General features: G+C 73.4%; 10 protein-coding genes. 2 read left to right on the forward strand and 8 right to left on the reverse strand.

Annotated elements, in window-relative coordinates; genetic code table 11:
- Positions 1–78 precede the first annotated feature (78 nt).
- On the forward strand, positions 79–1,452 hold the full coding sequence (locus J5Y09_RS05085) for a PleD family two-component system response regulator (RefSeq protein ID WP_209350665.1): 1,374 nt from the start codon (positions 79–81) through the stop codon (positions 1,450–1,452).
- 159 nt (positions 1,453–1,611) lie between these two features.
- On the opposite strand, the gene rpmG is transcribed toward J5Y09_RS05085, so the two are convergent.
- The 8 genes from rpmG to J5Y09_RS05125 all read right to left on the reverse strand — a co-directional run bounded on the left by rpmG (position 1,612) and on the right by J5Y09_RS05125 (position 12,987).
- On the reverse strand, positions 1,612–1,779 hold the full coding sequence (rpmG, locus tag J5Y09_RS05090) for a 50S ribosomal protein L33 (protein ID WP_188966603.1): 168 nt from the start codon (positions 1,777–1,779) through the stop codon (positions 1,612–1,614).
- 102 nt (positions 1,780–1,881) lie between these two features.
- Positions 1,882–2,871, reverse strand: coding sequence for an iron exporter MbfA (mbfA, locus tag J5Y09_RS05095; RefSeq protein ID WP_209350666.1), 990 nt, complete (start codon positions 2,869–2,871; stop codon positions 1,882–1,884).
- 130 nt (positions 2,872–3,001) lie between these two features.
- On the reverse strand, positions 3,002–4,432 hold the full coding sequence (locus J5Y09_RS05100) for a S41 family peptidase (RefSeq protein ID WP_209350667.1): 1,431 nt from the start codon (positions 4,430–4,432) through the stop codon (positions 3,002–3,004).
- Positions 4,433–4,521: 89 nt separating this feature from the next.
- Positions 4,522–7,029 carry a ribonuclease R gene (rnr, locus tag J5Y09_RS05105; RefSeq protein ID WP_209350668.1) on the reverse strand — a complete coding sequence of 836 codons (2,508 nt, stop codon included), beginning with the start codon at positions 7,027–7,029 and terminating at the stop codon, positions 4,522–4,524.
- On the reverse strand, positions 7,029–9,731 hold the full coding sequence (topA, locus tag J5Y09_RS05110; protein WP_209350669.1) for a type I DNA topoisomerase: 2,703 nt from the start codon (positions 9,729–9,731) through the stop codon (positions 7,029–7,031). Before topA ends, rnr begins: the two co-directional genes overlap by 1 nt.
- Positions 9,732–9,742: 11 nt before the next feature.
- Positions 9,743–10,837, reverse strand: a complete 1,095-nt coding sequence (gene dprA, locus J5Y09_RS05115; protein ID WP_209350670.1) for a DNA-processing protein DprA — start codon at positions 10,835–10,837, stop codon at positions 9,743–9,745.
- Between the two features lie 276 nt (positions 10,838–11,113).
- Entirely contained in the window at positions 11,114–11,713 is a 600-nt protein-coding gene (plsY, locus tag J5Y09_RS05120) for a glycerol-3-phosphate 1-O-acyltransferase PlsY (RefSeq protein ID WP_209350671.1), read from the reverse strand.
- Complete coding sequence (locus tag J5Y09_RS05125) at positions 11,710–12,987, reverse strand: dihydroorotase (protein WP_209350672.1); 1,278 nt, start codon at positions 12,985–12,987, stop codon at positions 11,710–11,712. The genes plsY and J5Y09_RS05125 overlap by 4 nt, the downstream gene beginning before the upstream one ends.
- Positions 12,988–13,068: 81 nt before the next feature.
- Here J5Y09_RS05125 and J5Y09_RS05130 point away from each other — a divergent pair, with 81 nt between their 5' ends.
- Entirely contained in the window at positions 13,069–13,620 is a 552-nt protein-coding gene (locus tag J5Y09_RS05130) for a cytochrome b (protein ID WP_209350673.1), read from the forward strand.
- Positions 13,621–13,809: the final 189 nt, after the last annotated feature.

Raw genomic sequence — 13,809 nt, forward strand, 5'->3', positions numbered from 1 at the left:
AGGGGTTGGCGACGCGGCCGTGATATGGCGCGGTCCGATGGCGCGCCAGTTACCGTTGCGTGTCGCGGGGCCGCGCGCATGACGGCCCGCGTCCTCGTCGTCGACGACGTCCCGGCCAATCTCCGGCTGCTCGAGGCGAAGCTGCGCGCCGAGTATTTCGAGGTCGCGCTCGCGGCCTCGGGGCCCGAGGCGCTCGCGCTCTCCTCCGCCTGGTCGCCCGACATCGTGCTGCTCGATGTGATGATGCCGGGCATGGACGGCTACGAGGTCTGCCGCCGGCTCAAGGCGCAGGACCAGACCTCCCACATCCCCGTCGTCATGGTCACCGCGCTGACCGAGCAGTCCGAGCGCGTGCGCGGGCTCGAGGCCGGGGCGGACGACTTCATCTCCAAGCCGGTCGACACGGCGCTGCTGTTCGCCCGGCTGCGCGCGCTGCTGCGCGTGAAGCAGGTGCTGGATGCGTGGCGCGTGCGGGCCGAGACGGCGCGCGAACTGGGCTTCGAGCAGCCCGGCGCGCCGGCCGAGGAATTCATGGGATCGCGCCTGCTGCTCGCCGGCGCCGAGCCGGCGGAGGCCGCCGCGGTCGCCGCCGCGGTCGCGGCCGATGGCATGATCCTCGACCTCGCGCCCGACGAGCCCGCGGCCTGGGACATGCTGCAGGACCAGTTGCACGACCTTGCCCTGCTGAGCCTGCCGCTGGCGGGCGGGGACGCGCTGCGCCTCGCCTCCCGGCTGCGCGCGCATGCCGACAGCCGCGACCTGCCGCTCGTGCTGCTGGCGGGGGAGGAGCAGCGCCAAGCGGTGCTGCGCGCCTTCGACCTCGGTGCCTCCGACCACGTGATGCGGCCGGTCGATCCGCCGGAACTGCGCGCGCGGGTGCGCAACCAGCTGCGCCGGCGCCGCTACCAGGACCTGCTGCGCGACAGCCTCGACCGGTCGCTCGAACTGGCGGTGACCGATTCGCTGACCGGGCTGCGCAACCGGCGCTATGTGCGCCGCCACCTCGAATCGCTGCTGCGCACCGGGGCCACGGCGGCGGTGCTGCTGATCGACGTGGACCGCTTCAAGCCGCTGAACGACCGGCATGGCCACGCCGCGGGCGACGCCGCGCTGCAGGAGGTCGCCGCGCGCCTGCGCGAGCACCTGCGCGCCGTCGACGTCGTCGCGCGCTATGGCGGGGAGGAATTCCTCGTCGTCATGGCCGGGGCGGGGGAGGAGGAGGCGCAGGCGGTGGCCGAGCGGCTGCGCCTGTCGGTCGCCGATACGCCCGTGCCGGCGGGCAACCTGCTGCTGCCGGTCACCGTGTCGATCGGCACCGCGGTGGCGCGCGGCCAGGCGGCGGCGGACGGGCTGATCGCGGCGGCGGATGCTGCGCTGTACCGCGCCAAGGAACGCGGGCGGAACCGGGCGGAACTGGCCATGGCCGAGGATTGGGGCGCGGCGCCCGAATAACGGCGCCGCGATTCGGCGGGCGCGTCCCGGCCGGGCCAGCTGCCCGTCGGCACCTTAAGTCGCGGCCAGGCAGCGTGCATCCACGACGAAAAGGGGCGCGCCCGGCGGGCACGCCCCTCAAGTCGCCAGGATCCGGGCGGGGTCAGCCCGCCCGCGGCATCACTTGATCTTCGCTTCCCGGAAGACGACGTGCTTGCGCGCGACCGGGTCGTACTTCTTCTTTTCCATCTTCGCCGTCATCGTGCGCGTGTTCTTCTTCGTGACGTAGAAGTAGCCGGTGTCGGCACTGCTCACGAGGCGGATCAGGATGGTGTTCGACTTCGCCATGACATGACTCCATGGCCCGGGGGCTGAGAGGCCCAGGGCGCGAGAGCGCGGAACCTAGCGTCCGCCGCGCCGGCGTCAAGCGCGAAAGGGGACCTGGGGGCCTCAGGACGCGCCGATCAGGATGCCCGTCGCCAGCACCAGCCCGCCGCCGAGCAGGACCTGGAACATCGCCCGGCGCACCGGCGTCTCCATGTAGCGGTTCTGGATCCAGACGATCGCCCAGAGCTCCACGAAGACGATCACCAGCGCCAGCGCCGTCGCCGTCCAGAAATGCGGGATCAGGTAGGGCAGGGCATGGCCGAGCCCGCCCAGCGTCGTCATGACGCCCGAGGCAAGCCCCCGCTTCCAGGGCGCCCCGCGGCCCGACAGCTTCCCGTCGTCATGCGCCGCTTCCGTGAAGCCCATCGATATCCCGGCGCCGAGCGAGGCCGAGAGCCCCACCAGGAAGGTCGTCCACGGGTCCTGGGTCGCGAAGGCGGTGGCGAAGATGGGCGCGAGCGTCGAGACCGAGCCGTCCATCAGCCCCGCGAGCCCCGGCTGCACCCAGGTGAGGATGAACTGCCGGCGCGCCGTCGAGACTTCCTCCGCCCCCGCCGCGCCGCCCAGATGTTCCTCGGTCAGCCGGGCCGCGCCGGCCTCGTGCGCCGCCTCGGCCGCGGCGAGGTCGCCAAGCAGCCGGCGCACCTCCGCATCCGTGCTGCGCGCCGCGGCGGCGAGGTAGAAGGCGCGCGCCTGGCGCTCCATCGCCTCCGCCTCCTCCCGGATCCGCTCGAGGCCGAGGTTCTCGACCAGCCAGACCGGCTTGCGGGCGTAGAAATCGGCCACGTGCTCGCGCCGGATCGGCAGGATCAGGTCGCCGAAGCGGGCCCGGTACAGGTCGATCAATTGCCGACGGTGTTCGTTCTCCTCCGCCGCCATGGCGTCGAAGACGGCGGCCGAGGCCGGATAGGCTTCCCGCAGCCGGCTCGCATACAGGGCGTAGATCGCCCCGTCCTCCTCCTCCGAGGAGATGGCGAGTGCCAGGATCTCCCGCGGCGTCAGGCTGTCGAAGCGCCGGCGGCTCGAACCGAGGAAGGGCAGGAGGCTGACCATGGGCAGGTTCCAGGAGCTTCGGGCGTCGTGAAGGGAGGTGGCATGGGCCGGGGCGAATTCCAGCCCGCGAAGGTATTGATTCGACGGCATTCCGTGCCCGGACGCCAGGGATCCGCCCCGATCCCCCGGCCTACCGCGCCATCGCCGCCTGCAGCGCCAGCGGGTCCGTCGCCAGCGCCCGCGCCAAGGGCAGGTCGGGATCGGAGGCCTCGCCCGAGGGGCAGGTGGCGCGCAGCCGCGTCGCGGCCTCGGCCGGCACCGGGTGGCGCAGGCTGCGCAGTTCCGTCAGCGCCGGCCCCATCGGCCGCGCCCCCGCGCGCAGCGCCGCGAGCGCGCGTGCCGCCGCCTCCGGCCCGCCCGCCACGCACAGCCCCGGCAGCACGCCGACCGGCTGCAGGGGCCAGCCCCCCGGCATGACCAGCCGCGACCAGGACATCAGCAATTCGCCGCCATCCGGCAGCGGCAGCACCAGTTGCACGAGCCCCTTGCCCGTGGTGGCCGAGCCCAGCACCGCCGCGCGCCCCCGGTCGGCCAGCGCGCCCGCCACGATCTCCGCCGCCGAGGCGGTCCGCCCGTCCACCAGCACGACCAGCGGCAGGCCCTCGGACAGGTCCGGCCCGCCGGTGATGTAGACGCGGCTGGCTTCCGGGTGGCGGCCGAGGGTGCGGAACGCCTCCCCGGGGCCGAGGAAGATGTCGGCGACCGCCGCCGCCTGGGTCAGCAGCCCGCCGCGATTGCCCCGCAGGTCGAGCAGGATGGCGCGCGGCCGCCCCTGGCTCAGCGCGCCGAGCAGCGCGGCGGCCGCCTGGCGCTCCGTCTGGGCGGAAAAGGCGGGGATGCGGATGACGAGCACATCCTCCTGCCGCTCGGACGTCACGGGGCTGCCGGGCGGCATCTGGCGGCGCAGCACCACCTCCGAGCGCTGCCGCGCGCGCTCGATCAGCAGCGTCACCTCGGTGTCCGCCGGGCCTTCGAGCAGGCCCGCCGCCGTCGCCGCGTCGCGCGCGCGCAGCCTGATGCCGTCGATCGCGAGGACCCGGTCGCCGATCAGCAGCCCCGCCTCGGCCGCCGGGCCGCCGGGGGCGAGTGCCGCGACCACCGGCCCGGCGCCGCGCCCCGGCGCGAGCCGCAGGCCGAGCCCCGCCTCGCCGGTCCGCCTTTCGCGCGCCGACTGCGCTTCCTCCGGCGTGATGTAGCGGCTGAAGGGGTCGAGATGGGCGAAGACCTGCTCGAATGTCGCGCGGATCAGGCTCGGCGCGCCCGCCTGGCGCAGCGGCGCGGAGGTCGCCCAGGCCGCCTGCTGGAACAGCGTCAGCCGGTCCGCCGCGGCGCCGCCGGCGGCCGTCACGGCCTCGTTCCGCGCGCGGTCGGGCAGCGGGCGCGACAGCAGCACGCGATCGCCCGCGATCAGCCGCACCTCCCGCCCGCTGCGCGCGACGGACAGCGCCGGATCCGCCGCCGGCAGGGCGGCGAGTGCCCAGAGCATCAGGTCGCCGGGGGAGGCGTCCTCAAGATGGCGTTCGAGGATGGCGGCGAAGCCCGCGCCGAGGACGAGGCGCATTTCCTCCCGCGGATAGGCGGCGGCGCTGCGCAGCCCGTCCTGCGCGGCGGCCGGCAGCGCGAAGGAGACCAGCAGCAGCAGGGCGAGAATCAGCCCCGACGTCCGCGCTGCCGTCCCTTCGGCGCCGGGCGCCCACGCGCCGGCAACCCCTGCATGAGGTGGAACACCATGCCGCCGGTGCGCGGCGTGGCCTCCGCAAGTCGGGCCTCCACCGCCTGTCCCAGCGTGAAGGTCAGCCTCGTCCTGCGACCGGCCAGCGTCTGCGTGGCCTCGTCGAGATCCCATCGGTCGTCCGGCAGCGATCCGAGCGGCACGATTCCGCTCGCCCCGTTCTCGTCCAGGGTGACGAAGAGGCCGAAGCGAGTCACCCCCGAAATGCGCGCGTCGAAACTCTCGCCAACGCGCCCGGCCATGAAGGCCGCGAGGTAGCGGTCCACCGCGTCGCGCTCGGCCGCCGCGGCGCGGCGCTCGGTGGACGTGATGTGCTCGCCGGTGTCGGGGAAGCGCGCGGCCTCCGTCTCCTCCAGCCCGTCCTTGCCGAGTCGCAGGCCACGGATCAGCGCGCGGTGCACCAGCAGGTCGGCATAGCGGCGGATGGGGGAGGTGAAATGCGCGTAGCGCGGCAGCGCCAGGCCGAAATGGCCGAGATTGTCCGGCGCGTAGGCGGCCTGGGACTGGCCGCGCAGCACCGCCTCGTTCACCAGCCTTTCGTGCGGTTCGCCGCGCACCTTCTCGAGCACATGGGCGAAGTCGCGCGGATGCAGCCGGTCCGAGGGCGGCAGGTTCACGCCGAAGGTGCCGAGGAACTGGCGCAGCCCCTCCATCTTCTGGTCCGACGGCCGGTCGTGCACCCGGTACATGCAGGGCTGGCCGAGGCGTTCCAGCTCCTCCGCCGCGCAGACATTGGCGGCGACCATGAACTCCTCGATCAGCCGGTGCGCGTCGAGCCTCGGCCGCGGTGTGACGGCCAGCACGCGCCCGCGATCGTCGAGCACCACCTTGCGCTCCGGCACGTCGAGGTCGAGCGTCCCGCGCCGGACGCGCGCGGCGAACAGCGCGCGGAAGGCGCCGTACAGCCGCCCGACATGGCCATCGGCCAGCCCCGCCGCCTCCCGCCCCGCATCGGCGGCCTGCTGGAGTTCCTCATAGGTCAGGCGCGCGGCGCTGCGCATGATGCCGCGGCCGAACTCGTGGCTGGTCTTCCGCCCCTCCCCATCGAAGCGCATGTCGACGAACAGGCAGCCGCGATCCTCCCGCGGGCGAAGGCTGCACCAGCCATTCGACAGCGCCTCGGGCAGCATGGGCACGACGCGGTCGGGGAAATAGACGGAATTGCCGCGCGCCCAGGCCTCGCGGTCGAGCGCGCTGGCCGGCGTGACGTAGTGCGCGACATCGGCGATGGCGACGAGGATGCGCCAGCCGCCCTCATGCGGCTCGGCGAAGACGGCGTCGTCGAAGTCGCGCGCATCCTCCCCGTCGATGGTCACGAGCGGGATGTCGCGCAGGTCGGTCCGCCCGCGCGCCGTCACGCCCCTGGCGCGTTCGGCCTGCTGCACGGCTTCCGCGGGGAATACGTCCGGGATGCCGTGGGCGTGGATGCAGACCAGCGAGACCGAGCGCGGTTCGCCCATCACGCCGAGGCGTTCCGTGATGCGCGCGGGCTTGGGGCCGAAATGGCGGGTGGAGGGCAGGGGCTCGGCGAGCACGATCTCGCCGGGCTTCGCACCCATCTCCTCGCCAGGTGGGACCTGCCAGGTGCCGCGCTGGCGCCGGTCGGTGGGGATGATGCGCCCTTCCTCGAAGACGCCGAGGATGCGCGCGGGCGGCGCGCCGCCGATGCGCTTGAAGGTGCGCCCTTCGTACTTGCCCGGGCCGATCATGCGCAGCCGGGCGAGCACGCGTTCCCCCGCCGTCAGCGCCGGCTGCCCCTTGGGCTCGGGGTGCATGTAGACGATCGGCGGGCGGCCTTCGCCCTGCCAGGAGACGGGGCGCGCGATCGGGTCGCCATCCGGGTCGGTGCCGGTGATCTCGACCGGCGTGATCTCCGGCAGGCGCGATGGGGCGATGATGCCGCGCTTGCCGGCCTGCGCCGCGCCGCCCTCGGCCGCCATCTCCCGCATCAGCAGGCGCAGCGCCGGGCGCTGGTCCGATGTCAGGCCGAAATGCCGCGCGATGTCGGACTTGGTCACGCGCCCAGGGGCGCCGGCGAGGAAGTCGCGCAGCGCGGCCTTGGTGGGCAGGGCGGGCGGTTCCTCGGGCCGCGCGGCGGCACGGCGGCGCGCGCTGGCCTGCGGGCCGGCGGCGGATTTGCTGGTGGCGCGATGCGGCGCGGCGGCGCGCGCGGGCTTCGCGCCATGCGGCCGCGACGCGGAGCCGTCCTCGCCGTCGTGCCGGGCCGGTCGCCGGGGGGCTTCCTCCCGCGCGGGCGCGCCTTCGCGGGCGGGCTCGCGCTCCGCTCCGGGCTGCGATGAGGTCGGCGTGGCCTTGCCGCGCGCGGCCCAGGCTGAGCCCTTGCCGTGCCCGGCGCCCACCGCGACGCCACCGACCTTCCGCGCGCGCGCCTTGTGCCCCTTGGCCGGCGGCCCGCGGCGGACCATCAGCGGGCGGACTTGGCGGGGCGCGTGCCCGCCTTGGCGGCGGGCTTGGCCTTCGCGGCGGCCTTGGCGGCCGGCTTCGCCGCGGCCTTGCGCGCCGGGGCCTTGGCCGCCGGCGCCTTGGCGGCGGGCTTGGCCTCGCCGGCGGCCTTGCGCGGCGCGGCCTTCGCACGGCCGGCGGGCCCGCGCGGCTTCAGCGCCTTGCCCTTCTCGGCCAGCAGCGCGACAGCCTGGTCGAGGGTGAGGTCCTCCATCGCGACGTCGCGCGGCAGGTTCGCCACCACCTTGCCGTGCTGGGCGTAGGGGCCGAAGCGGCCCTTGCGCACGCTGACCGGCTCCCCGTCCTTCGGATGCACGCCCAGTTCGCGAACCCTCGCACGCGCATCGGCAAGCAGGGCGAGCGCCCTGTTCATGCCGACGGTCAGCACGTCGTCATCCTTGTCGAGCGACTTGAACACCGTGCCGCAGCGGACATAGGGGCCGAAGCGGCCGAGGCCCGCGGTGATCTCCTCCCCCGTCTCCGGGTCCCGCCCGATGATGCGCGGCAGGGAGAGCAGGCCGAGCGCCTGGTCGAGCCCCACCTGGTCGGGCGACATCCCCGGCGGCAGGCTGGTGCGCTTGGGCTTGACCGGCTTGCCCTTGGCGTCCGTCCCCGCCTCGCCGAGCTGGATGTAGAAGCCGTAGGGCCCGCGCCGGACCGAGACCTTCAGGCCCGTCGCCGGATCCTCGCCGAGCTCCTGCTCGCCGCCCGCGCCCTCCGCGCTGCCGCTGTCCACGCCGAAGGGGCGCGTGTAGCGGCATTCGGGATAGTTGGAGCAGCCGATGAAGGCGCCCGTCCGGCCGAGCCGCAGGCCGAGCCGGCCCGCCCCGCAGGTCGGGCAGACGCGCGGGTCGGTGCCGTCCCCGCGGGCGGGGAAGATGTGCGGGCCGAGATCCTCGTCCAGCGCATCGATCACGTCGCGGATCTTGAGGTCGCGCGTCGCCTCGACGGCCGCGGAGAACTCGCTCCAGAAGGCGCGCATCACCGCGCGCCAGTCGCTCTGCCCGGCGGAGATCTCGTCCAGCTTCTCCTCCATCGCGGAGGTGAAGCCGGTGTCGACGTACTTGTCGAAGTAGCGGACGAGGAAGGTCGTCACCATCCGCCCGAGGTCCTGCGCGATGAAGCGCCGCTTCTCGAGCGTGACGTATTTCAGGTCCTGCAGCCGCTGCAGGATGGAGGCGTAGGTGGAGGGCCGGCCGATGCCGAGTTCCTCCAGCCGCTTGACCAGCGTCGCTTCCGAATAGCGCGGCGGCGGCTGGGTGAAGTGCTGGCTCGCCGTGACCTCGCCGCGCTTGAGCGGGTCGCGTTCCGCCATGGGCGGCAGGATGCGGCTGTCCTCGTCCTCGACCGCGTCGGCGGGCTTGAGGCCGGCGCGCAGGTCGGCGGCGCGGTCGTCCTCGTCCTCCCGGTACAGCTTCAGGAAGCCGTCGAAGGCGACGACGGACCCGGTCGCGCGGAAGCGCAGCCGGCCATCGGCGCTCGCGATGTCGACCGCGGTCTGGTCGAGCTCGGCGGCCGACATCTGGGAGGCGACTGCGCGCTTCCAGATCAGCTCATACAGCCGCGCCTGGGCGCCTTCCAACTCGCCCGACATGCTTTCGGGCGAGCGCGCGACATCGGTCGGGCGGATCGCCTCATGCGCTTCCTGGGCGTTCTTCGCCTTGGACTGGTATTCGCGCGGGGCGGTCGGCAGGTAGGCGGGGCCGAATTCGCCCTTCACATGGTCGCGGATGGCGGCGATCGCCTCCCGCGCCATGGAGACGCCGTCGGTCCGCATGTAGGTGATGTGCCCGGCCTCATAGAGCTGCTGGGCGGTGCGCATCGTCTGCTGCGCGCCCATGCCGAGCTTGCGGCTGGCTTCCATCTGCAGCGTGGACGTCATGAAGGGCGGCGGCGGGTTGCGCCGCGTGCGCTTCTTCTCGACCGAGGCGACGGCGTAGGTGGTGGCTTCCGCCAGCGCCTTGGCGGCCAGCGCGGAGGCCGCGTCGGCGAGGTCGAACTGCTCGAGCTTCTTGCCGTCCAGATGCGTCAGCCGCGCGGTGAAGGGCGCGCCGGCGGGGGTCTGGAACTTCGCTTCCAGCGTCCAGTATTCGCGCGGCTTGAAGGCCTCGATCTCGGCCTCGCGCTCGCAGATCAGGCGCAGCGCGACGGACTGCACGCGCCCGGCCGAACGGCTGCCCGGCAGCTTCCGCCACAGCAGGGGGGAGAGCGTGTAGCCCACCAGGTAGTCGAGCGCGCGGCGCGCCAGGTAGGCATCGATCAGCGGCACGTCGAGGTCGCGCGGATGCGCCACCGCGTACTGCACGGCGCGCTTGGTGATCTCGTTGAAGGTGATGCGCTGGACGTCCTTGCCCTTCAGCGCGCCGCGGCTGCCCAGCATGTCCTTCACATGCCAGGAAATCGCCTCCCCCTCCCGATCCGGGTCGGTGGCCAGGAACAGGCGCTTGGCGGATTTCAGAGCGGTCGCGATCTTGGCGACCTGGGCCTCCCCCCGCCCGTCCTTGCCCCAGACCATCGCGAAGTCCTGGTCGGGCAGGACGGCGCCGTCCTTCTCCTCCAGGTCGCGGACATGGCCGAAGGAGGCGAGTACGGTGAAGTCACGGCCGAGATACTTCTCGATCGTCTTGGCCTTGGCCGGGGATTCGACGACGACAACGTCCGACATGTTTTCGCGGATCACCCGTTGGCAGAGCGCACGACGCGGTGACCGGGCAGCATCTCCACCCGGCCATCGAGCTCCAGATCCGTGAGGAGAGCCTGGAGTTCGGGGGGGGAGAGGTGGCAGCGCCGGGCGACCTCGTCAACCGATACCGGCGACAAGCCAATCATTTCAAGAAGTTGTGCCGACCCTTCCAGGGGTGGTCCGAGGTCCGGGGCGGGGTCCGGCGGGGCCTCGGGCAGGGTTCGGGGCACGAAAAGGGGCATCGCCCGGGGCGTTTCGGGCAGATGGTCGAGCACGTCCTCGGCCGTTTCCACCAGATGCGCGCCCTGGCGGATCAGGTCGTTGGACCCGCGGCAGCGCGGGTCGAGCGGGCTGCCAGGCACGGCGAAGACATCCCGCCCGTGTTCGAGACCGAGGCGCGCGGTGATGAGCGTGCCCGACCGATGCGCCGCCTCCACCACCACCACGCCGAGCGAAAGCCCGGCGACGATGCGGTTGCGGCGGGGGAAGTGGCGGTTGAGCGGTGCCGTGCCGAGCGGGCTTTCGGCGACGACCGCGCCGCGTTCGGCGATGCGGGCGGCAAGTGCGGCGTTCTCGGCCGGGTAGGGGATGTCGAGGCCGCCGGGCAGCACGGCGATGGTCCCGCCCGTGCGCAGCGCGCCTTCATGCGCCGCGGTGTCGATGCCGCGCGCGAGGCCGGAGACGATGGTGGGGCCTTTCGCGGCGAGCGCCTCGGCCAGGTCCTCCGCGATGCGGCGCCCGGCGACGGAGGCGTTGCGCGCGCCGACGATGGCGACGGCAGGGGCGGCGAGCAGGCCGGCATCGCCGAGCACCGCCAGCACCGGCGGCGCGTCCGGCAGCAATGCGAGCAGCGGGGGGTAGAGGTCATCGCCCAGGAAGACGAAGCGGCCGCCGAGCTTCGCGAGCGCCTTGGCCTCGGCGCGGATCTCGGCCTCTGGCGGGGTGGCGAAGGGGGCGTTGCGGCGGGTGGCGAGGCCGGGCAGGGCGGCCAGCGCGCGGTCCGGGTCGCCATGGCGGTCGAGCAGGCGGCGGAAGGTAAGGGGGCCCACGCCCTCGGTGCGGGCGAGGCGGAGGAGGGCGAGGGTCATCGCGGCAGGCGGGGGCGCCGCCCCCGCGCCCCCGCCGGGGTGGCCGGGCCACCCCGGACCCCGCCAAAGGGAACGCGCCAGCGCATGGGGCGTGTCTGGCCCCAATTCGCCTGATGCGCGATACACGATTTTGTATATCGCCCGTGGATTGTTGGGGGGCGGACGTGTCCCGGCGCATGGTCGCGCGGGCCCCGCTCCGATGCGCTCGCGCCAGGTGACGGTTTCCAAAGGCCTTTCGGCCTTTGGCGGGGGGTCACAGGGGGGCGGAGCCCCCCTTCACCCCTTCTGCCCGATCCGCGGCTCCGTCCCCGCCATCAGCCGCCGGATGTTCGCCTCATGCCGCCAGAACACCAGCACGCCCACCAGCAGCGCCATCAGCGCGTGCTCGCCATCCGAGAAGATCAGCGCCAACAGCGGCGACGCGGCGATCGGCACAAGCGTCGCGACGGAGGAAATCCTGACGATCTTCGCCGTCGCCAGCCACAAGGCCGCGCAGGCCAGCGCGACCGGCCACATCGCCGCCAGGCAGACGCCGAGCGCCGTGGCACCTCCCTTGCCGCCCCTGAAGCCCAGCCAGACGGGCATGGTGTGGCCGAGCACCGCGGCGGTGCCCGCCACCAGGTCCTGCTCCGGCGCGACCCAGCGCATCAGCAGCACGGCCACGACGCCCTTCAGCGCGTCGAGCAGCAGCGTGGCCACCGCCAGCCCCTTCCGCCCCGTGCGCAGCACGTTGGTCGCGCCGATGTTGCCCGACCCGATGGCGCGGATGTCGCCGAGCCCCGCCCAGCGCGTCAGTAGCAGGCCGAAGGGGATCGAGCCGATCAGGTAGGCGCCCAGAAGTGCGACCGCAAAGCCGATCGAAGGGTCGGTGATCATGCGGAGAAGACCCGCCGACCGCCCTTCCAGGTGCCGAGCACGCGGCCTTCCAGCGCCCGCCCGTCGAAGGGGGAATTCTGCGCCTTGCCCGGCAGTTTCCCGGCCTCGACCTTCCAGCCGCGGGCGGGGTGGAACAGCAGCAGGTCCGCCGGCGCGCCCTTGGCGAGCCGCCCGGCCGGCAGGCCGAGCAGCGCGGCCGGCTTGCAGGTGAGCAGCCCGAGCGCGGCGAGCATCGACAGGTCCCCCGCATGCACGCGGGCCAGCGTCACGGCGAGCAGCGTGGCGAGCCCCGCGCCGCCCGCCTCGGCCTGGGCGAAGGGCAGGCGCTTGTCGTCGGCGTCGCGCGGCTGGTGGTCGGATGCGATGGCGTCGATCGTCCCGTCGGCCAGCCCCGCCACGATAGCGATTCGGTCGGCCTCGGTGCGCAGCGGGGGCGAGAGCTTCGCGTAGGTGCGGTAGTCGCCGATCGCCGTCTCGTTCTGGTCGAAATAGGGGGGCGCGGTGTCGCAGGTGACGCGCAGCCCGTCCTGCTTCGCCGCGCGGATCAGGTCGAGCGCGGCCGCCGTGCTGACATGGGCGAAGTGCACATGCCCGCCGGTCAGGCGCGCGAGCGTGATGTCGCGTGCGATCATCATGGCCTCGGCGGCCGGCGGGATGCCCGGCAGGCCGAGCCTTGTCGCGAGTTCGCCTTCCGTCGCCGCCCCGCCAGCGGCCAGCGATGGGTCTTCCGGATGCTGCACGATGAAGGCGCCGAAGGCCCGGGCGTAGGACAGGGCGATGCGCATCGTCCGGGCGTTGCCGATCGCCTTCGCGCCGTCGGTGAAGGCGATCGCGCCGGCTTCGCGCAGCAGGCCGAACTCCGCGAGTTCCTTGCCCGCGCAGCCGGCCGTCGCGGCGCCGTAGGGCAGCAGGGTGACGGAGCCCGTCGCTTCCCCCCGCCGGATCATGAAGGAGAGCAGCGCGGGGTCGTCCAGCGCCGGGTCGGTGTCCGGCAGCACGCAGAGCGTGGTGATGCCCCCCGCCGCGGCGGCCTGGGCGGCGGAGGCGATGGTCTCCCGGTGTTCCTGGCCCGGCTCGCCGAGATTGGCGCGCAGGTCGACCAGGCCGGGGGCCAGGCAGGCGCCGGCGGCGTCGATCAGTTCCGCGCCCTCGGGCGCGGTCAGGCCGGGGCCGATATCGGCGATGACCCCGTCGCGGACCAGCAGCGCGCCGCGCGCGTCGAGGCCGGTCGCGGGGTCGAGCAGGCGGGCGTCGGAGATCAGCAGGTCGGGCATCGGATGGGGTTATAGACGGCGGCGCGGTTCCCGCCACGGGGGGCGATTGACAGGGGTGGAATGACGGGCTGCGCTCGGCCCATGGCCTTCCTGAATTCCGCCGACGGCTACGGCTCGCTGACGAAGGCGCTGCATTGGGCGGTGGTGGCGCTGTTCGCCTTCCAGCTGGTCTCGGCACCCGTGATGGTGCGCCTGCCGGAGGAATCGGCCGCGGCGCGGGATGCGCTGTACAACTGGCACAAGAGCATCGGGCTGGTGGCGCTGGCGGTGGCGGTGCTGCGGATCTGGGCCCGGCGAGCGGGGGAATTGCCGCCCTGGGCGCCGTGCCTTTCGGACCATGATCGTGGCGTCGTGCACCATGCCGAGCGCGGGCTGTACCTCGCGATGTTCGTGATGCCGGTGACGGGCGTGCTGCATGTCATGGCCGGCGGCTATGGCGTGCGCTTCGCGGGCTTGTTCGACCTGCCCAATCCGCTGCCGCGGTGGGAGTGGCTCGTGGCGGTCGGCGCCTGGGGGCATGTGGCCGGGGCGGTGCTGCTGTGCGTGGCGCTTGGCGCGCATCTGGGCGTGGTGGTGCGGCATTCCGTCGTGAAGCGGAACGGGCTGATCCGCAGGATGCTGCCGGGCGGGTGAGTGCTGGCCCGCAACCGCGCCACGCAGATGATCGCGGCGAGCGCCAGAAGCTCCATTGCCCACACGAGAACTGTGAGGCCGCTCGCGGGGTCGAGCAGGCGGGCGTCGGAGATCAGGACGTCGCGCATCGGGTGCATCTAGAGACGGCCCGGCAAGTCCCGCCACCGGGGCGCGCCGCCTCGAACTTGC

Origin of the sequence: Roseomonas nitratireducens (assembly GCF_017813355.1) — a bacterium.
Classification (GTDB): Bacteria; Pseudomonadota; Alphaproteobacteria; order Acetobacterales; family Acetobacteraceae; genus Neoroseomonas; species Neoroseomonas nitratireducens.